19 protein-coding genes and 1 pseudogene are annotated in these 19865 nt (G+C 35.7%); 4 read left to right on the top strand and 16 right to left on the bottom strand.

Annotated elements, in window-relative coordinates; all coding sequences use genetic code 11:
* Positions 1–15: 15 nt before the first annotated feature.
* The 4 genes from CD003_RS21615 to CD003_RS00840 all read right to left on the bottom strand — a co-directional run bounded on the left by CD003_RS21615 (position 16) and on the right by CD003_RS00840 (position 2914).
* A complete protein-coding gene (locus CD003_RS21615) occupies positions 16–186 on the bottom strand; it encodes a hypothetical protein (protein ID WP_179295379.1) in 171 nt (56 codons plus the stop codon).
* Positions 187–264: 78 nt separating this feature from the next.
* Positions 265–1182 carry an NAD-dependent epimerase/dehydratase family protein gene (locus CD003_RS00850; protein WP_096199005.1) on the bottom strand — a complete coding sequence of 306 codons (918 nt, stop codon included), beginning with the start codon at positions 1180–1182 and terminating at the stop codon, positions 265–267.
* A gap of 74 nt (positions 1183–1256) precedes the next feature.
* A complete protein-coding gene (locus CD003_RS00845; RefSeq protein ID WP_142302820.1) occupies positions 1257–1997 on the bottom strand; it encodes an alpha/beta hydrolase in 741 nt (246 codons plus the stop codon).
* 188 nt (positions 1998–2185) lie between these two features.
* Positions 2186–2914 carry a YwiC-like family protein gene (locus tag CD003_RS00840; protein WP_179295378.1) on the bottom strand — a complete coding sequence of 243 codons (729 nt, stop codon included), beginning with the start codon at positions 2912–2914 and terminating at the stop codon, positions 2186–2188.
* 139 nt (positions 2915–3053) lie between these two features.
* Here CD003_RS00840 and CD003_RS00835 point away from each other — a divergent pair, with 139 nt between their 5' ends.
* A complete protein-coding gene (locus CD003_RS00835) occupies positions 3054–3596 on the top strand; it encodes a hypothetical protein (RefSeq protein ID WP_096199002.1) in 543 nt (180 codons plus the stop codon).
* 43 nt (positions 3597–3639) lie between these two features.
* Here CD003_RS00835 and CD003_RS00830 read toward each other — a convergent pair whose 3' ends face one another.
* The 8 genes from CD003_RS00830 to CD003_RS00795 form a co-directional block, all read right to left on the bottom strand.
* Positions 3640–4350 (bottom strand): Crp/Fnr family transcriptional regulator, encoded by a 711-nt coding sequence (locus CD003_RS00830; RefSeq protein ID WP_096199001.1) that lies wholly within the window; start codon positions 4348–4350, stop codon positions 3640–3642.
* Between the two features lie 217 nt (positions 4351–4567).
* Positions 4568–6034, bottom strand: coding sequence for an MFS transporter (locus CD003_RS00825; protein WP_096199000.1), 1467 nt, complete (start codon positions 6032–6034; stop codon positions 4568–4570).
* A 147-nt stretch (positions 6035–6181) separates the two neighbouring features.
* Entirely contained in the window at positions 6182–7474 is a 1293-nt protein-coding gene (locus CD003_RS00820) for a NarK family nitrate/nitrite MFS transporter (RefSeq protein ID WP_096198999.1), read from the bottom strand.
* Between the two features lie 345 nt (positions 7475–7819).
* Positions 7820–8014 (bottom strand): hypothetical protein, encoded by a 195-nt coding sequence (locus CD003_RS00815; RefSeq protein WP_096198998.1) that lies wholly within the window; start codon positions 8012–8014, stop codon positions 7820–7822.
* The gene (locus CD003_RS00810) at positions 8007–8537 is read right to left on the bottom strand and encodes a ubiquinol-cytochrome c reductase iron-sulfur subunit (protein WP_096198997.1); all 531 of its coding nucleotides are present in this window, start codon (positions 8535–8537) and stop codon (positions 8007–8009) included. Before CD003_RS00810 ends, CD003_RS00815 begins: the two co-directional genes overlap by 8 nt.
* 100 nt (positions 8538–8637) lie before the next feature.
* Complete coding sequence (locus tag CD003_RS00805; RefSeq protein ID WP_096198996.1) at positions 8638–9180, bottom strand: 4Fe-4S dicluster domain-containing protein; 543 nt, start codon at positions 9178–9180, stop codon at positions 8638–8640.
* Between the two features lie 18 nt (positions 9181–9198).
* Positions 9199–11322: a molybdopterin oxidoreductase family protein gene (locus CD003_RS00800; protein ID WP_096198995.1), complete on the bottom strand. Its 2124-nt coding sequence runs from the start codon at positions 11320–11322 to the stop codon at positions 9199–9201.
* The gene (locus CD003_RS00795) at positions 11323–12468 is read right to left on the bottom strand and encodes an MFS transporter (RefSeq protein ID WP_096198994.1); all 1146 of its coding nucleotides are present in this window, start codon (positions 12466–12468) and stop codon (positions 11323–11325) included. It lies immediately after the preceding gene.
* 236 nt (positions 12469–12704) lie between these two features.
* On the opposite strand from CD003_RS00795, the gene CD003_RS00790 reads away from it, so the two are divergent.
* A complete protein-coding gene (locus tag CD003_RS00790; protein WP_096198993.1) occupies positions 12705–13169 on the top strand; it encodes a metal-dependent hydrolase in 465 nt (154 codons plus the stop codon).
* Positions 13170–13743: 574 nt separating this feature from the next.
* On the opposite strand, the gene CD003_RS00785 is transcribed toward CD003_RS00790, so the two are convergent.
* The 3 genes and pseudogenes from CD003_RS00785 to CD003_RS22485 all read right to left on the bottom strand — a co-directional run.
* Entirely contained in the window at positions 13744–14841 is a 1098-nt protein-coding gene (locus CD003_RS00785) for a TIGR04053 family radical SAM/SPASM domain-containing protein (RefSeq protein ID WP_096198992.1), read from the bottom strand.
* A 101-nt stretch (positions 14842–14942) separates the two neighbouring features.
* Positions 14943–15890 carry a methyl-accepting chemotaxis protein gene (locus tag CD003_RS22490; protein ID WP_373558546.1) on the bottom strand — a complete coding sequence of 316 codons (948 nt, stop codon included), beginning with the start codon at positions 15888–15890 and terminating at the stop codon, positions 14943–14945.
* Positions 15882–16094 (bottom strand): annotated as a pseudogene (locus CD003_RS22485) (HAMP domain-containing protein); the annotation flags it as partial. The gene CD003_RS22490 and the pseudogene CD003_RS22485, both read right to left, overlap by 9 nt.
* Positions 16095–16806: 712 nt before the next feature.
* Here CD003_RS22485 and CD003_RS00775 point away from each other — a divergent pair.
* Positions 16807–17565 (top strand): Mrp/NBP35 family ATP-binding protein, encoded by a 759-nt coding sequence (locus CD003_RS00775; RefSeq protein WP_096198990.1) that lies wholly within the window; start codon positions 16807–16809, stop codon positions 17563–17565.
* Positions 17566–17804: 239 nt separating this feature from the next.
* Here CD003_RS00775 and moaA read toward each other — a convergent pair whose 3' ends face one another.
* Positions 17805–18791 (bottom strand): GTP 3',8-cyclase MoaA, encoded by a 987-nt coding sequence (gene moaA, locus CD003_RS00770; protein ID WP_096198989.1) that lies wholly within the window; start codon positions 18789–18791, stop codon positions 17805–17807.
* Positions 18792–19047: 256 nt separating this feature from the next.
* Between moaA and CD003_RS00765 the strand changes: the two genes are divergently transcribed.
* Positions 19048–19734: a Crp/Fnr family transcriptional regulator gene (locus tag CD003_RS00765; RefSeq protein WP_096198988.1), complete on the top strand. Its 687-nt coding sequence runs from the start codon at positions 19048–19050 to the stop codon at positions 19732–19734.
* The last annotated feature ends 131 nt before the right edge of the window (positions 19735–19865 follow it).

Genomic DNA, 19865 nt, shown 5'->3' with positions numbered 1-19865 from the left:
CCCTAAAACTTGGGCTTATGAGTTCTTTTTTCTCCTATAAATAATTTCTGCAATTGCTCCTACTACGATCGCAACAATAACAGATATTGTTTCTCCTAACCTTAATACAATATTTAACATTATGAATAAGCCTACTGTCACGATTGCAAAAATAACAACTCCGATAATGACTGACTTTGCTTCCACACATTGTCCTCCGATGTGATTTGTTTATCCTTTCATTGTAAAATAATTAAAGCAAAAAGCCAACCACATCAGAGAAATTTATTCTTTTAACAAAGGAATCCATTTTCTCATATGTTCTTCCTGATTCTTTAATCCTTCTTCTAAAGATACTTTAGGAACAAATCCTAGCCGCTCTTTTGCTTTTTCACCTGACAATGAGGATTCAAGCCTTTCATTGATCGATGGTTTATAATCAAAATTAGTGAGGATTTGTTTCCCTTTATGCCATTGGTGTTTTTTCCTACTTGTAATATTATAAGTTTCATTCGTTTCTTTAGTGGTACCTGCAAGTAGAAATGCATCTACTACATCAGAAATATAAACAACATCCAAAGTAGTACGGTCAATACAAACATCAGTCACAGGTGTTTTTTCTATGGTTCCTTTTAATAGATGGTAGTACGTCATATCCTCACGTTGCCACGGTCCGTAGACAGTCGGTAATCTTAAAATAACTACATTCATATCCTTCTTCTTTTTCTCTTGTAAAATAATAGATTCACCTGTCATTTTCGTTAATCCATAAGCAGTTGTTGGATTCGTTGGTGCATTTTCTGTAATGACTCCTGGTCTATCTCCATATACCTGAACAGTTGAAGAATAAATAAACCTTGTTTTTTTAGGACAAGCGGAAATGATTCGCTGTGTTGCTCGAACATTGTGTTCAATTGTCGTTCGTAAGTTCTGCCACTGATTATCGGAGTTTGTAGATGCGGCTAGATGATAGACAATATCTATACCCTTTAGTAAATTTTTAAAGTCAACATCCTCAATTTTTTTATTAATAAATTTGAAATTGGAGTTTCTCCCAATTAAATCAAGCTTGTGCTCAGCTAATTTATTTTCTGCGAGCTCCACTCCATCTACTCCATATACTTTATAACCTTCTTCTAACAAGCTCATGCATAGTTGATGCCCTATAAATCCTAATACTCCCGTTACGACAACCTTTTTCAAAAAGTCACCTCCCCAAAATCAAGGTATCCGATTTTGCCGGTTTTTCTGAAATGCATATTATGATTGACCTATATCTATAACTCTTTTTCGTATTTTTGAAAAAATGTATAGGTTGGTTTCGCATACTTTGAAAACGGCTTTCCAGGTAGATAAATCGTAAGTGTAATTGGATCGCCTATCTTTTTACGATGATGCTCAAACTGTTTACTATGCTCATCCATGCTATACCTTTTATGACTCGTTTCATGAATAATATGGATTGGCATGTGTTTTGTACTCGCCCATGTATTCTTTTGCTTCAATAACAATTCTTCAATAAACTCCTCATCAATTTGATGAGCCAATGATAGTTCATGGCAGAAACGTTTAAAGAACAACTTATTCCTTTTTTCTTTGTCATAATAATGATACAAATGTAAACATGGATTTATAAAAACTACCGAACGTATATTATCCAATTTTTTTATCAAATTAATCGCAACTAATGCCCCCATACCTTCTGCAACAAGATGAATTTTGCTATTAAGTATTTCTTTTTTCATAACAACATGATAGACGTGCTCAGCCAATTGTACAGCTTTTTTACTACCCCAATTTCTACCATATAAATTAGAGAGAAAAACGGTATATCCTTTATCCCTTAATTTCTCAATATACTTCTTTCTGTCCGGATGTTGAACCCAGAAACTCGTTTTCTTATTTACAAAATGATTAATATCCCCCAATATAAATACCGCAAAGCCGTTTGGTTTTTCTGGTAGGTGGACGATTCCCCATTCTCCATCAATGCAAAAATACCGCTTTTTCACCGACATAATATCGCCTCGCATCCTAACAATCTCTCTTATTGGATCATTTCATCAATTATTCTCCAAAAAAGAATCATGATTGGTAGTTAAGAGCTTAGACTTCAACGTAATTCCACTCTTTCTAATTATTTATATTCTTAAGTATCAATATAATGATTACTTTCCGCATCAATACACTTGTCTCATACAATATTTCACGTCCTAAATAACAAAATGACTAACACGAAGAATATACTATTCGTTAGTTCAACTAGTCCTAGAGTAATTGGTTTTATCTTTAATCCTTTGGGCATCACCCATGTCTTAATCGTACTAAAGGCAAATGCTAAAGCAAAAATAGGATAGCCTATTAAAAAAGGGATAATGACAGTTGCTCCATGGTATCCATTTGAAAGCCTTAGAAACTTCTTATTATCTTTCTCACGAATAAATGTCTTCACATGAAAAACACTTCCAATAAAAAAAGCAAAGTTTAATGACATTAAAATCAATGCCTCAGAAGTCATAGCATTATTTCCAATATAATATGTCATAGGTACCAAAAATGATAATGCTAGAATAGCTACTAAATCATTACTAAACGACCGTTCATTTCTTTTTCTAGCAAATAATATGTTGACAAAAAATAGAGGGATAATGGCAAAAGAGAATAAAAGTAGAAATGGATGCTTGTACAATACTGGAACAAGAAAAATCAACCCGCAAATTGTATAAATCATAAATGATGGGAGTACTGTTTTTCCTAGTCTAGGTTTCCTTATATAAGCTAAAAGAGGACCAGTGCCAAAGTACAGGCTTAATACTCCAATAATAAAGTAAAGGTGAGTAAAAGAAGGGTTACTAATAAAAGTACCGAGCAATAAAGGAACAATCAGCATTGCCCATGCACCATGTTCCCGAGGGATAAACCACTTTATATTCATTGTGATCTTCCTTTCTCCTTTGGTATATACTAAGTTTACCGAAGAAAGCTGGTTTACGATGTGATACGCATCACAGTTTAGAAATGAACACAATGGGTACATACTAGAGGCAACAACAATTTTGTAAGGAGGACTGTCTTTGTTAAAAGTAAATATTACATATATAAGCGCAGAAGAAGCAATAACCTATCTAGAAAGTATTGCTACGAAGGTCGAGAATGATACATATATCATTCCTCTCCACCCTAAGGGAGACTTCACTGTTACTAATTACAAAAAAGAGCAAATGTTCACGATAATCTTTTCAAATGAACTCGAGTTTGAACAATTAGAGCAAATTAATCTCGTTATCCAACAAATAGGGGCACATTGCAAAAATGGTCTTATCGATGATTCTAAAGCTTTCGTAGGCTATCTAGATGATGGTGAATCAGCCTATATTATAAAAAGATTTGGAGAGTGGCGAAGGTTTATATTAGAGGCAAAGCATAAGTCAATGGAAGGGCAAAAAGTCGCAGTATACGATAATCAAAATGAACTCGGTACTGGTTTGTTACTAGGATATTCATTAAAGGAAGGTATTGATTTTAATGTGCATAAAGTAACCCTACTAACAGCATCTGGTGAACAAACATATGACGGCACACACCTAACAGTTAAAACAACAGGCGAATACTTTTAAACAAAAGAGGCTTCACCATATATATGGATGAAAGCCTCTTTTGTTATATTGTACAAATTTCTACTGGACAATCTCCACAGTGTAAATATTCCTTTAAAAATTCCAATTTTTTTATAATTATATAACCTTCTACTTTATCTAAAACGTCTAATTTTTTTAGATCATTTAACATTCTATTAACGCTTTCCCTTGTTGTCCCGATGAAATTTGCAAGGTCTTGATTAGTTAAGTTTACTTCAATTCTAATTCCTTCTTTTACTTCTACACCGTAGGAATTACAAAATCTAATTAACATTGAGTAAAGAGCGCCTGTTTTTCCACATAAAAGTAAATCCTTAAACTTCGCTTGTGTTGACTGAGTATGACGTGAAAACCACTTCATAAACGCTACTGCAATTTCACCATTCTCAGCGAACAGGTCTTCTAGCTTACTACGTTCAAAACGAAATAAATCAGCATCCTCAACCACCTTAGCAGTTACACTTATACACATTTCATTAAAGAGACCTACTTCACCGACAAGCTCATCCTTCTGTTTTAAGTGAACGACAAATTCTTTACCATCTGTAGTCATTTTACTAAGGCTAACCTTACCAGAGCGAACTAAATAAACAAACTCTGATTCGTCCCCTTCAACAAATAAAACTGTGCCTGCCTTAACTTGAATAGGTGTACCACGTTCTAAAAGTAGTGACTTATTATCTTCAGATAATTCACTAAAGAAACGTTTCATTTCAAGATGCTTTTTATCCATATAATCCCACCAATTAATAGAGTAATTACTCAATGTCTCTGTACATAGTATAACCGTGATTTCCTACATCAACAGAGTAAAAATAACCAAGTAAATTTACTTTAACACAATAGCAAAAAATAAACTTGGTTTTTTATCACCATTTTCACTATATTTATGTAATAAAAGGTTCACTCTAATAACAACATTAGAATGAACCATATAAAACTTCAAAGTCTTAGGCTATTTCCTTATCTACAGAGGAAAGTACATATTCCTCACCATGAGAGCCCTTTGGTTCTTCTAAGAAGAGTAGACAAAAGAGAAAACTTACAAATGCTCCTCCTGCGAGGATAAAGAAGAATGTTTGAGGAGTAACAAGAGTGAATAATGTTAAGTAGACCACTGCTCCAACGTTTCCATAAGCACCTGCCATCCCAGAAATTTGTCCAGTGATTCTCTTCTTAATTAAAGGAATCACTGCAAAGGTAGCACCTTCGGCTCCTTGAATAAATAGAGAGGTAAGAACAGTCATAGCAATAGCTAAAACAAGAGGCCATTCTGAATTGATAAGCCCCATGCCAAACAAACCTATACTAATCCCAAACATATACATCAGCATAACCTTTTTGCGACTAGTCATTTTATCTGATAAATACCCACCTAATGGCCTAGCAAACAAGTTTACAAAAGCAAAAGATGCGGCAATCAAACCTGCTGCTGTTGCTGACAGTGAGAAAGTTGTTAAAAAGAATAAAGGAAGCATTGAGACAATTGCTAACTCTGCACCAAAATTAGCAAAATAGGTTGTATTTAATGCTGCTACATTTCTAAATTTATATTTATCATCCTCTGGAACACCGGCACGCAAAATCGGCAAATTCACACTAAGAATTTGGATGATTTGATAAATAAGTGCAATTGTAAGAGCGACATAAATAAAGTTTAATGCTTGCTCTGAAATAAAGCCTAAATTTTTCAATCTCCAAGAAAGTAATCCTAATGCACCGACCAGTGGTACAGTCCAAATGATAAGCTGAATCATATCCCCGTATGTGCTGACTTCCATTGCAGCTACCTTACGTGGACGCTGATATTCTTTGCCTTCTGGTGTATCTGTTACAACGAACCAGTAAATAATTCCGTAAATAACACAGGCTACACCACTGAATGCAATCGCATATCGCCAACCATCATCTCCGCCTATTAAAGTTAGTGCAAACCAAGGTAATAGCATTGCAGCGGCTGCAGAACCGAAGTTCCCCCAGCCAGCATAGAATCCTTCAGCAAAACCTACACTCTTTGGTGGAAACCACTCAGCAACCATTCGAATACCAACGACAAAGCTTGCTCCAATACAACTAATTAATAATCTTGAAATAAATAATTGCATCCACGTGTTACCGAAAGCAAACATAAATGTTGGGATCGCCATAACAATTAACAGAATTGAAAATACTCGTCTTGGACCAAATTTATCTAGAAGCATCCCAATAAGAATCCGTGCTGGAATTGTCAATGCAACATTTAGTATCGCTAATGCTGCAATATGATCCATTGTTAACCAACCTAGAGAATGAACCATTGTCCCAGCCAATGGTGCCATATTAAACCAAGCGAAGAACGAGATGAAAAAAGCAATCCATGTTAAATGAAGCATTTTTATTCTAGGGTTTTTATATTGAAAAATTTCTTTCGCTGTCACTTTTCTTCCCTCCAACTAGGAACCACTACAACATACCATATAATTTATAAGAGCTTGGCTATCAGCGAGAGCACTGAAAAGTTTTTCACATTTTAGTGCTCTTCTATCCCCAAACTCTTTTGGTGACAGCCGATTATCTTATTAGTTCTAACACTTAACTTCTGCATTTTTTCTAGAATAATAATACCAAGTAATTAACAAACTAATTACATAGTACGCAATAAAGATATAAAGAGCTGTGTTTGCTACACCTGTTGTTTCAATTGACCAACCAAACATTTTCGGAATTACGAAAGCCCCATATGCACCAATTGCTGATGTGAAGCCAAGGACTGGAGCTGCTTCTTTTACTGGGAAGATAAACGGAATCATACGGAATGTTGAACCATTTGCAATCCCTGTTGTTACAAATAAAACCATGAACATGATTAGAAACCCTGTGAAGTTGCCTGCATTATAGAAGTAAATAACCCCAATTGTTGCGGCAATCATCAAAACAATATCCCAAAATGTAACAATTGCTCCACCGATTTTATCTGAAATCCATCCTCCAACAGGACGAATTAATGCCCCTACTAAAGGTCCTAAGAATGCATATTGCATTGCATTTACTTCTGGAAACTCTGTACGAATTAATAGCGGAAATGCTGCTGCATATCCAATGAATGAGCCAAAACACATAACATATAACCATGTCATAATCCACGTATGTTTGTTTCTGAAGATTACTGCTTGCTCTTTAACTGAAGCCTTTGTACCAGGTAGATTATCCATTCCAAAGATTGCTGCAATAACAGTCAATACAATCGGAATTACCCATACAAACCCCGCATTTTGAATCCAAATATTTGTACCATCTGCTACTTGTTGTGGTGCTCCAGCAACTGCGCCAAATACCCCAACAGTTACAATTAAAGGTGCGATAAATTGAACAGCACTTACACCAAGATTACCAATACCTGCATTAAGTCCTAACGCTGTACCTTTTGCTTTTTTCGGATAGAAGAAGCTAATGTTCGCCATTGATGAAGCAAAGTTACCTCCACCTAATCCACAAAGTGCTGCTAAAATTGCCATTGTCATAAATGAAGTTTCTGGATTTTGTACTGCATAACCAATACCAATCGAAGGGATTAATAAGGACGCTGTACTAATGATTGTCCAGTTCTTCCCTCCAAAAATAGGGACTACAAATGTATATATAAGACGAAGTGTTGCACCTGTTAAGCCCGGAAGCGCTGCAAGAGTAAATAGCTCTCCAGACGTAAAGTTAAAGCCCACATCATTTAAGTTAACTGCTACAACCGACCATATTTGCCAAACTGCAAATGCTAAAAATAAAGCAGGAATTGAAATCCATAAATTTCGACTCGCATGTTTCTTTCCTTCCGACTCCCAAAACTGTTCGTTTTCCGGCTCCCATTTCGTAATTCTAGCCATAATTTATTCCTCCAGTAATATTTCTTAGTTAGTTAATTTAACTCTTCTTAAGAAGTTACTATTAGAATAAAGCATACTAGTCTTTTACGATGTGAAATTTCTCACATTATTGAGGATGTTCACGTTTTATTCATATAATAAAATGCGGAGCGTTTTATATGAAGCAATGAGCGAAGCCACTACTTTGTTTTGAGTCTAGCAACAAGCGGGTTCTTCTTGCTAGACGTGTAGTGTGCGCAGCCATTGCTCTTCTCAGAAATACTTTCAACAACCATGAAATTTTATCTAGATATAATAAAAAAAACAGGGTTGCAGACATTTAACTTTGCCTGTTCCCTGCTTAACCTAGTCTTTATATTCAAGTTTTCGCCATTGTAAAAATGTCACAAATGCAATAATAGCTGAGACAACTCCAACAACTGTGTAAGTGTACATAATTTCATATTCTCTACCTAAATAAGCCTCAATTGTCCATTGCAACATAACAACATTAACTGCAATCGTAAGAAAAATGATTATCCAGCAAGTTTTCTTACCCATGACGATATTCCCTTCCTACTGCATAAACAGTACCATTTTTCACTTCTATTAAAATCTTCGGTAACTCTCGTTGTGGTGGACCCATTTCAGGATGTCCATTTAAGTTAAAGTATGCATTATGACAAGGACATAATAATATTTCTTTTTCCTCTTCATAAAATACAGGGCACATTAAATGTGTACATGCACTGTTATAAGCAACCCACTCCCCTGATTTCGTATGAACTAATAATGCGGGGTCACTATCTGTTGGGTAATAAAAAGTTGCTGAGCTCCCTGCAGGTACATCATTGACTTTCGCAATTTCATAGGCATCAAACTCTTCATCTGCAAAGCCAAGCATAGCACGTAACGAAAACGGTACTGTTGCAAACCCGAGTGCAACAGAAGTCCCTACTGCCGTCTTTAAAAATGCACGACGATTATACTTAGTATCATCATCACGGTTTAAATTATCAACAAGATTTATCATATCATCATTAGTATCTTTTTTATTCCGTCCGAGCTTTTTCTTATCTGTCATAATAATCCCTCCCAGTTATATGAATGGAAGCTTTTAGAGGAAAGACGAACTCTAGTCAGCTATTCTCTCCTCTACATTCACGTACTTACAGCCGTTTTAATTAATCAGAATATACTCCGAAGAACTCCGGTACGTATTTCCATTTATCTTGTTCAGATGGTTTCTTACCTTCAATTAAGTTCATTTGCGTTCTACGACGACGTAATGCTTGCATCTCATCAAAATCAATAAAACGAATCGCATCACTTGGACATACTGATGCACACATTGGTGAAATGTCATATTGCGTACGGTCATAACACATGTCACATTTATACATTTTATTCTCTTCAAAATCAAACTTCGGTATACCGAAAGGACAACCAAAAGTACAATTTCTACAGCCAATACATTTTTCTTCCATTGCTGATAATACGACGCCCTCTTTTGTAATTTGAATTGCGTTAGCTGGACAAACTCGTGCACATGCGGGATCTTTACATTGCATACAAAGCATTGGGAACGTTTGTCTGCTTTCCATAAAGTCTACATACTCAACATAGTTACGCTCCTTTGCATCATGTCCTCCACACTCACGACATGCAGCTTGACATGCACGACAACCAATACAACGTTCAAATTCCAAATACATTACTTTATTCATGGATTTACACTCCCCTTATTATGCTTTTGCCATTTTGACCGAACATACTTTAAACTCTGGCATTCTCGATACTGGATCTAATGCTGGGTTTGTTAGAACATTAACTGCTAGATCTTTACCCCAGTGATATGGAACGAAGACTGTATCTTCACGAATTGCTTTCGTTAAACGAGTTTCAAGTACCATACTTCCACGCTTCGTCGTTAACTTTATTGTTTCTCCATTACTAAATCCATACTGACTAGCAAGAGCAGGGTGCATCTCCACATAAGGTACTGGACATTGTTGCATTAAGAACTCTGTTCTTCTCGTTTGTGAACCAGATAAGAAATGGAATACAACACGACCTGTTGTTAAATAAAGCGGAAATTCTTCAGTTGGGACTTCATCTGAATCACGGTAGTTAACAATTGGTAAATTTGCTTTCCCATCTGGATGGCCAAATTTTTCTTTAAACATTGTTGGTGTACCTGGATGGTCCTCTGATGGACATGGCCAGAACACACCATCTTCTTTATCAATTCGTTCCCAAGTAATTCCGTAATAATCGGCTTTACCACCCTTAGTTGCTACACGGAACTCTTCGAAAATTTCATGTGGGTTATTGTAGTTCATAAGATGTCCTTTACCCATACGTTCAGCTATTACCTTCATAATTTGCCAATCTGTTTTTGACTCACCGATCGGGTCTTTCACTTTACGAATTCGGATTACACGTCCTTCTAAATTCGTTGTTGTTCCTTCATCTTCTGCCCATGAAGAAGCAGGAAGGATAACATCAGCAAACTCTGCTGTTTCTGACATGAAGAAGTCACTTACGACTAAAAAGTCTAATTTATTAAATCCATTCCAAATATGTTGTAGGTTTGGTGCTGAAACAGCCGGGTTACTACACATTACATGCATTCCACGAATACGACCTGCTTCAATTTCATCAAACATTTCATATGCTGATACACCAGCTTGTGGCATATCTTTCTCGTCAATTCCCCATACATCTGAAATATATTTACGAGCAGCAGGGTCATCAATTTTTCGGTAGCCTGGTAATGCATCGGCTTTTTGACCATGCTCACGTCCACCTTGTCCGTTTGCTTGTCCCGTAAATGTCGCAACACCTGATGCGAATTTTCCAATTTGTCCACGTAATAAAGCCATTGACGTATATAAACGAACGTTATCTACACCCTTTGATTGCTGTTCAATTCCACGTGCAAACATTACAACTGAACGAGGCGAACGACCAAAGATATGAGCTGCTTTCAGTAATTTTTCTTCTGATACACCTGTGTAAACTGACGTATATTCTAGTGTGAATTTCTCAACCGCTACTTTTAATTCTTCGTAATTGTTACAGCGCTCTGCAACATACGCTTCATCTACATAGCCTTCTTTTATTAATAGATGTAACATTCCACTCGCAAGTACATCATCTGTACCTGGGCGTAAATCTAAATGAACATCTGCAATACGTGCTGTTGGTGTTTCACGAGGGTCACAAACAATCATTTTTGCCCCTTTGTCACGTGCTTTCCATAACCATTGAATTGTCGTCGGATGACACTCAGCTGTGTTTGAACCAGCCATAAAGAAGCAATCCGTATGCTCTAGCTCAGGCCATGGTAATGTCGAACCTCGGTCTGTACCAAGTGTTTGCATAAAACCACCTGCTGCAGAACTCATACAAAAACGACCGTTATAATCAACATAGCGTGTACCTAAAACAGCACGTGCATATTTACCAACTAAATAACATTTTTCATTTGTCATTGATACGCCACCGAACACTCCAATAGCGTCCATACCATGTTCAGATTGCAGCTTTTTATAATTTGTTTCAATTAAATCTAGTGCTTCATTCCAAGTAGCTTCTACAAACTGACCATTCTTCTTAATTAAAGGCTTTGTAATTCTTTCATCATGGTCAATTGTTTGGTAAGCTGTAACTCCTTTAGGACACATCTTCCCTAACGTTACAGGCCAATCGTATCGAGGCTCTACCCCTACTACTTTCCCCGTTTTTTCATTTAAACGTATATGCATTCCACACTGCATCCCACAATAACAGCAATGTGTACTAATTAGCTTTTCACCTGGATGTTGAAGGTTTTTCGTCCCTTCTTTTTGTAGAAATTGAGTCATTTATTTCTCCTCCTTAGATTCACTCTTATTGTAAAATTCTTCAGAACGTTTTTGACTAAACCCTGGTACATGAATTCCGTTATTTGTTTGAATTGGACCGAATGGGTTACCCATTGGATTTTCTAAGTTTAATTGACTCATCACACGCATTCTACGACGACATGACGGACAATAGTCTGCTAGATATGAGCCATCTTCAAGTTGTAAATCAAAGTTTTGAACTCCAAGAATTCCTTTTACATCTTCTATTTGGTCATCACTACTATAATTCGTTCCACATTTCTTACATGCTCTTGTATCAACTTGGATCACTTCTTGATAGTTCATCGGTACTGAAACTGCCAATGGACGAATAGGTAAATGGAATAGCTTTCCAAATGGGAAGTAAACTAAGAAAATTACGACTGTTATTTGATGAATCAATGATAGATAAGGATGAATAAATCCACCTAAAAATTTATATGAAACAGTTAATAATAATCCTGTTACTGTTACTGCTAATAACACATAAAGTGGGAATAAATCGAATTCAAAACGCTGACCTACTTGTACATTTTTATCTCTCGCACGACGAATCATCATCATCGTTACGCCACCTAATACCATTAGTGCTGTAATATTTAAAATGTTGTACATGATATGAGCTATGAATCCATCAGGATGCATTGTCATTACTTGAACACCCATTGCAACAACTGCATATGTTTGTGCATCTATTAAAGCAAAATGAATCCACCCAAAAGTTAAACCAAATGTAAACCCGAATGAACCAATACAGCCCCAAGCTACTAACCAGTGTTGAATGCCACGATAAAGACCACGCTTGAAAATAAATTTTTGAAGAATAATATTATCTACTAATGTCTTTGTAATAGCCTTTACATTACGCTTCTGTCTCTTACGTTTCTTTAAATTTTGAAGTGTGCGTTTAAACACTTGATGTGTGGCTGGTCTAATAAGCCATGAACATGTCCGAACCGTAATTCCGATAGCAAATACTATTGAAGAAATAAAATACCCAAACAACATCATATCTATCTTTACAAAGCCCTTCGTTCCAACCCACATTGTAAAAATTAATACTAATACTACGAAAAAAGCATACATGCTTGTTTTTGAATAAAAGGATCTTACAAAATCATTCATCTTCTTCCACCCCTTTAGAATCTAACAAGTTATCTTGTTGTTAAATACATTGTAGGCTGATTAAGATATTGAGACAGTGAAATTTATCACACATGAAATGAAATTCAAAAAAGATATTGTGACAAAATATTGGCAATGGATGAAATGAGAGTATAGAAAACAATGATTAGGTTTTGTATAGTTAAGAGGGGAACTCAATTATAATTAAAAAAGTCATAGAAAATTGGGGTAGTAAGATGCAGTATAAAACACATATAGCCTTTGGTTTAGCCACTGGTATAGGAGCATTACAGATTTACTCACCAGTAATAGATGATCTTGTACTATTTAGTGGAGGATTGATTATTGGTGCGTTACTTCCTGATATTGATCATATGAAAAGTAAAATTGGACGAAAGCTCCCTTCTATATCAAAACTAGTATATTTTTTCTTTGGGCATCGAAAGTTTTTTCATAGCATATTATTTGTTGCCCTATTATGGGGAATTCTTCGAGATATGGCGCCCTACTCATTTGTACTAGGACTAGTAATTGGAACTATTAGTCACTTAATTGGAGATATGATGACTCCTAGAGGGATAAAGTTATTTTATCCTCTACCTTGGAATGTGAAATTCCCTCTTACTTTTAAATCTGGGGGATTGGTAGAGTATTTACTTCTACTACTTTTTATTAGTGTAATTATCTTTCACCTTACATAAAAAAAAAGCACCACAGAGGGTACTTTCATAACAGTATATATAATTTAGTTCAATCGCTAATTCTATAGATTAAGAAGAAATAAGAACAGAAGCACACATTAATAAAATTGTCATAATAAATGCAATGATAATTCCGATTTCTTGTTTTGAATATCTTTGTATTATTTTTTTCATGTCAATTCTCCTCATTTATAAATTTACTAGATGCAGTCCGTCAATATACCTGCAATTCATCAGCTTAGTCATAAGGAGTTTGATTCATTGGTGTCTTTTGCTAACGTTATCTACTTTAACACTAGTTCCATAATACTACAAGGTTCGACAAAAAGAAAAAGATACTGCTTATTTTTATAAAAACCCTACTTTTTTCTAGGTCATTCACATTAAAACGTTATAATTTATTAAAATAAATCTAGTTCTAATAGTATAGTGAATCTACTTCCCTCTCTTTCTCGGTTTCTAGTAAACTATATGCACGTATAACGGATTCTATTAATAAAATAATTATTTTTTTTCAGAATAAAAAAGGTTTTCCAGAAGGTAGAATACTAACCATCGGAAAACCTCATCTATCTTATAAACTTACTAATTCTCTCAATTTCATTGGTATATATGCACATGTAGGATCGCTTTCTAAATAATCACCAGTAACAGCGTATGCACGGGCACGTGAGCCACCACATAGCTCTTTGTATTCGCAGACCCCACATTTCCCTTTTAGGGCTGACTTATTTCTTAGTTGTTGTAGGATTGGTGAGTTTCGATATATATCCCCTAGTGATTGCTCACGCACACTACCACACTTGATAGGCAAAAATCCACTTGGGTATACATCTCCAGTATGACTTATAAAGACAAAGCCATCACCATCATTTACACCTTTTGGTGCTCTTCCTAGAACATCATTACGCTTCTCTACACTTACAGCCTTTTTTCTACTATTTTTCTCAACAAGGACGCGACGGTAATGAGGTGCTTCAGTTGCCTTCACATAATATGGCATCTTTTCTTGTACTTGAACAAGCCATTCCATCACCTTTTCATGTTGTTCAGCTGGTAGCATATCCTTTTCCTGAGCTCTTCCAGTTGGAATAAGGAAGAATAAACTCCACAACACAGCACCCATTTTCTTTACTTGTTTGCTTATCTCCTCTAAGTCATGAAGATTGTATGCAGAGACTGTTGTATTTACTTGAATGGGGATTTTGGCTTCTTTTAAATAAGAGATCCCTTTCATAGTTGTTTCGAAAGAACCTTTTGTTCCTCTAAAATGGTCATGTATTTCAGCTGTAGAACCATCTAAGCTAAAAGCCCATCTTGATAAGCCAACTTCCTTTGCCCTGTCTACTGCTTCTTTCGTCACCTTTGGAGTGGCACTTGGTGTCATCGATACTGAGATTTTCTTTTCATTGATTGCATATTGTGCTAATTCAAATAAATCTTCCCTCATAAGAGGATCTCCACCTGTAAATACGAAAAGGGGATTATCTAGCTTGGCTATTTCATCAATTAATCTTTTTCCTTCTTCAGTAGAAAGCTGTGCTGGGTCAGCTTTGTATTGAGCTTCAGCTCGGCAATGTAAACACTTTAGTGCACAAGCTCTAGTTACTTCCCATATAACAATAAACGGAGAATGATTGTAATCTCTTAGTTTTGTATAAGAATGATTCATCTTAGTTCCTCCTTCATCCGTTAACGGTTGCAGTTATGTCAGCCGATAACTCTCTTACTTCCTAGCTTATAGATAGTTCACACTTATTTCCGTGAAATTCATCACACTTTAAAGCTCTTTACCTTTTCCTCTAATCTTTCTGACATAGCAGATAAGCTATTTGCCGCAGCTCTAATTTCTTGCATAGCTGCTGTTTGTTGCTCAGTAGATTCTGCCACCTGTTCAGTATGAGTGGAATGACCTTCTGAAATTCCAACAATTGTTTCTGATAGGTTTACGATTTGACTAATGTCAAGGTTAATATTCTTCATTGAAACAGCAACTTGCTCTACTTCCGTAGTAACATGTGAAATTGATTGAGAAATATCATTGAAAGCTGTACCTGCTTGAGTAATGACATCCATCCCATCTTCAACTGCTTTGTTTCCGTCTTTTGATGCTGTTACTGCCCTTTCTGTTTCAACTTGAATTTCCCCTATTAGATCTCTAATCTGACTTGTTGATTTTGAAGATTGCTCTGCTAGTTTACGAACCTCATCTGCTACGACCGCAAAGCCTTTCCCATGCTCACCAGCACGAGCAGACTCGATTGCTGCATTAAGTGCTAGTAAATTTGTTTGTTCTGCAATCGCTGTAATGATAGATATAATCTCATTAATTTGGTCTGACTTTTCGTCTAAATCAGTAATCGAGGCTGTCATCAATTCTGATTTCTCTTGTATAACACCCATCCGCTCGATTCCTTTACGAATAATTCCATCACCTGTATTTGATTTAACTGTTGCTTGTTCAAAGTATTTTTCGACATTTTCGATACGCTCTACTAATTTTTCCATTGAGTTTGATACATTAGTCACAACATCATTAATATTTAAAGCATTCTTCACTTGGTCATAAGAGCCATCTCGAATGTTTTGAATATGCTCACCATTTCGCTCTGTAGCTAATGTAATATCCTCTGAACGAACAGATAATTGTTCTGACGTTGCGGCTACTTGATGTGAATTATCCGATACTTCTTTTATAACTTCACGCAAATTTTCCACCATTGATGTAAAATCTTTTGCTAATTGTCCAATTTCATCATTTCTTTTAATTTCTAATGAAGGTGTTGATAGATCTCCTTGAGCTACATTCCTTGCATAACCAATTAAATCAGTGATTGGCTTTGTTGTTCTAGCAATTAAAATTACGGTGAAAAACCCTGTTAATAACAAAGGAATAAACCCAAATAAGATTCCTCCTCTTACCATATCCCATGTTCTCTCATGAACAATTTTTGCATTAAAGTCAATTGCACTAATCGCAATAATCTCTTTTGTTGGATCATGGTCTTTAAATATTGGTGCATAACCTGTTAAACGCTCCATACCACCAAATTCATATATATCTGAGTAATGAGGGTGTCCCATGGATAAGATAATTTCTAACGCTTCCTCATCTATGTAAAATGAATCTCCAGCATGAAAGCCCTGGTTCTGTGTATTTTCATCTGCAATCAAAATTGTTCCATCTAAACTAAGAATATATTGATTTTCAAATATTCCTTTGTGGTCAACAGTCCAACTTAACATTTCTCCTAATTCCTGAGACTTAGATAAATCTCCACTGACTAATACTTCTATTTCACTAGGGTTAAGCAGCCCTGTTGTAATATTTGCGCAGCCATATAATTCAATCGCTGCCGCTTCCTTTACACGTTCATAACTAATGCGATAATTAGAATAAGAAATAATCGCCATACAAAGTACGATCGTTGAAATAATGATTACTCCTAGCTTCCATGTAATTTTATTCACCCTGTTCATAAAGACCTCTCCTCTAAATCATCTATTTACTATGCATTCATTGTAATCCTTTCTATCTTTTAATGTTGTGAAAAAAGTCACATCCAAAAATTTGGTAAGCTAGTACAATTTTAATGTCACAGGTTTCGAGTTTCATAAGGAAATGGAGTGAAGAAAAATGATAACAGGTCATGTAATTGCCGTCATAAGTGGTAAAGGGGGAGTAGGAAAGTCAACAGTTGCAGTTAATCTTGCACTTGCTCTAAGTCGATTGAAAAAGAAGGTTGCTATAATTGATTTAGATATTTACGGCTATAGTGTTCCTAGTATTTTAGAAATAGAGGAGAGACCAGGTTCAATCAACAGTAAGCTAATACCTGTCATGAGTCACGGAATTAGCGTGATGTCACCTGGTTTTATGGTAAGAGGGAATAAACCTATTAGCTGGAGGGGACCTGCACTTGGAGTGTTAGTAGAACGTTTTCTAGAAGGGGTTGTATGGGGAGATACGGACTATGTCATCTTAGACATGCCTCCTGGTACAGGCGATGTTGCATTAGATATGCAGAAATTCATCCCTCACTGTAAAAACATTCTTGTAACAACGCCACATCCTACTGCAACCTATGTAGCTGAAAGAGCAGGTACTATGGCTCTACGAGCGAACCATGAATTACTTGGAATTGTAGAAAATATGTCTTACTTCTCACCTCCAACAAGAACAGATGAGCAATATTACTTGTTTGGAAGAGGCGGCGGAGAATCCCTTGCGAAAACCTTTAACACTGAATTACTAGCAGCAATACCAATGACAACAGCAAATGAAGACGGTACAGTTCCTCAACTGTTTAAGAAGGACTCAATTCTCTTCCCATACTACAATCAACTAGCAACAAAAGTAGACACGATACTAAACACAAAAGAACTACAAGCCTAATAAAAAAGGTATGAGTTAATGGTCACAGCCATCGACTCATACCTTTTCACTTTCCCTAATTATTAAAAATGAGGCTTCTGGTGAATTCTCACAGTATTTCAAGTACTAGTAGAAAAAAAAACCGACAGTCACCATATGATGACTGCCGGCTGTCCTAATATTTATATTTCAAAGGGGATACTTATACTATACTTGCATTTCTGTATAACGTCTGTGAAGTTAATCACACCCGTGAAAATTTATCCACCTATTGCAGACATATGTCTCTTTGTAGGTGAACCTTGCTCAAAGATTTGCTTACCCATTTCATGATTTTCAGGCTTTAGTAACAATGCTTGTTTATAGGCTATTGTTAACTTTTCAGGGCTAAATGCAAGGTGCTTAACTGGGACCTCAGCTTCCCAAAATAGACATGACTTTAAGTTTCCGTCTGCAGTTAACCGTAGACGATTACAGCTGTTACAAAAATCATTTGAGATAGGGTGAATTAAACCAAAACTACCTTTTGCACCTTTAAACGAAAATACTCTAGCAGGACCAGAAGATTTTTCTTTTTCCTTTGGTTCATATTCACCCATTTTAGATGCTATTTCTTCAACTACTGATAAAGATTGATATTGTTTAGACCAATTTGTTTGTGTATCACCAATTGGCATATATTCAATAAATCGAACTTGGATTTTCTCGTCCTTTGTCCACTGTAGAAATGAAGAGACTTCATTAACATTATAATCCTTCATCAAAACAACATTTATCTTAATTGGATGAAGCCCTAATCGGATTGCTTCTTCAATCCCTTCTATTACATCCATCAGTCTGCCATTACTGGTAATTTGTGTAAATTTATCTTCTTGTAATGAATCTAAGCTTATATTTAAACGTTTCAGACCAGCGTTTTTTAATTGTTGAGCATATTTTTTTAGGAAAATTCCATTCGTCGTAAGAGCAATGTCTTCAATACCTGAAATTTCATTCAATCTGGAAATTAAATTAGGTAAGCCCTTTCGAACTAATGGCTCGCCACCCGTAATTCTAATCTTCGTAATACCTAGAGCTGCTCCTGCTTCTACGATTGAAATAATCTCATCATCAGTCATTAAGTTTTTCCAACTCGTACAATCGTGAACTCCATTTGGTACGCAATAATGACATAATAAATTGCACCGGTCTGTCACTGAAATACGTAAATAATCATGATTTCGTCCGAACTTATCTATTAACGTCATATCATCACGTCCTCAATAATAGTTTTTAACTTCTAGTAAATGAGGTATCTAAAAAATTAATTTTTATTACTAGATATCCTCTCTACACGATACTAACAGATAAACTCTTACTAGAATGTGAAAAAAATCACTGATAGGTATTTTACACCGTGATAGGCTTTTGATAATAAGGTTGTTCAAAAACGTATTTCAGATTATCTTTATAAACTTGAATACCTTTCTATATTAGAAAAGTTCTATATCATGAGGTGATATTATGACCGAAGCTAGCTTTACATCTATCACATTATTTAGCAATTTATCCAAGGATGAAAAGAACTCACTCGATTCAATTAATACTGTTGAAACTATAAAAAAGGGAGAAGTAATCTTTTTCGAATTTGATATTGCTGAGGCTATTTACTTTGTTAATAAAGGAAAAATTAGAATTAGTAAAAGCTCTACAGAAGGAAAGGAAATTACGCTTACCGTCCGCAAACCAGGAGAAATCTTTGCTGAAGCAGCTTTATTTGGTACTAAAGGAGATACCTATCCTGCAACAGCTACTGCGATTGAAGAAAGCGTTGTGTCTTCGATTCAAATAAAGGAATTGGAAGAATACGCAAAAAAATGTCCAGAAATAGCAAATGGTCTTTTTAAAATTATGTCTAACCGATTACGTACATCTCAAGCAACACTTAGAGACGTTGCCTTATATGGGAAACAAGATTCATTAGCCTCAACTCTTCTACGATTAGTTAAAGAGTATGGTGAAGAAACGGAACAAGGAATAACTATTCAACTAAAACTTACTCACGAGGAATTAGGGAGCTATTTCGGTGCTACGAGAGAAAGTGTAAATAGATTAATCAATCAACTAAAACGAGAAGGTATTGTTAGTAACAAGCAAGGATTTATAACCGTACACCATGTAGAAAGGCTAGAAAAAATGTTAGTATTATAATTAATTAAGGCCTTAACCTATGAGCTTCCAAATGAACTCATAGGTTTTTTATCATAAGTAATAGACAGACCTAGAAGGATTAATTCCTTTTAAGTCTGTCTATTATCGGCATTTCGTATTATTTCTGAAGG

Origin of the sequence: Bacillus sp. FJAT-45350 (assembly GCF_002335805.1) — a bacterium.
Lineage (GTDB): Bacteria > Bacillota > Bacilli > Bacillales > NISU01 > FJAT-45350.
Note: the sequence above shows the minus strand (reverse complement) of the source record. Positions and strands in the feature narration are given on the sequence as shown.

Coding starts and splice junctions, on each gene's coding strand:
- CD003_RS00845 (WP_142302820.1), bottom strand. CDS start 1,997: ATGTCGGTGAAAAAGCGGTATTTTTGCATTGATGGAGAATGGGGAATC.
- CD003_RS00840 (WP_179295378.1), bottom strand. CDS start 2,914: ATGAATATAAAGTGGTTTATCCCTCGGGAACATGGTGCATGGGCAATG.
- CD003_RS00830 (WP_096199001.1), bottom strand. CDS start 4,350: ATGGATAAAAAGCATCTTGAAATGAAACGTTTCTTTAGTGAATTATCT.
- CD003_RS00820 (WP_096198999.1), bottom strand. CDS start 7,474: ATGGCTAGAATTACGAAATGGGAGCCGGAAAACGAACAGTTTTGGGAG.
- CD003_RS00815 (WP_096198998.1), bottom strand. CDS start 8,014: ATGGGTAAGAAAACTTGCTGGATAATCATTTTTCTTACGATTGCAGTT.
- CD003_RS00810 (WP_096198997.1), bottom strand. CDS start 8,537: ATGACAGATAAGAAAAAGCTCGGACGGAATAAAAAAGATACTAATGAT.
- CD003_RS00805 (WP_096198996.1), bottom strand. CDS start 9,180: ATGAATAAAGTAATGTATTTGGAATTTGAACGTTGTATTGGTTGTCGT.
- CD003_RS00800 (WP_096198995.1), bottom strand. CDS start 11,322: ATGACTCAATTTCTACAAAAAGAAGGGACGAAAAACCTTCAACATCCA.
- CD003_RS00795 (WP_096198994.1), bottom strand. CDS start 12,468: ATGAATGATTTTGTAAGATCCTTTTATTCAAAAACAAGCATGTATGCT.
- CD003_RS00790 (WP_096198993.1), top strand. CDS start 12,705: ATGCAGTATAAAACACATATAGCCTTTGGTTTAGCCACTGGTATAGGA.
- CD003_RS00785 (WP_096198992.1), bottom strand. CDS start 14,841: ATGAATCATTCTTATACAAAACTAAGAGATTACAATCATTCTCCGTTT.
- CD003_RS22490 (WP_373558546.1), bottom strand. CDS start 15,890: ATGGTGGAAAATTTGCGTGAAGTTATAAAAGAAGTATCGGATAATTCA.
- CD003_RS00775 (WP_096198990.1), top strand. CDS start 16,807: ATGATAACAGGTCATGTAATTGCCGTCATAAGTGGTAAAGGGGGAGTA.
- moaA (WP_096198989.1), bottom strand. CDS start 18,791: ATGACGTTAATAGATAAGTTCGGACGAAATCATGATTATTTACGTATT.
- CD003_RS00765 (WP_096198988.1), top strand. CDS start 19,048: ATGACCGAAGCTAGCTTTACATCTATCACATTATTTAGCAATTTATCC.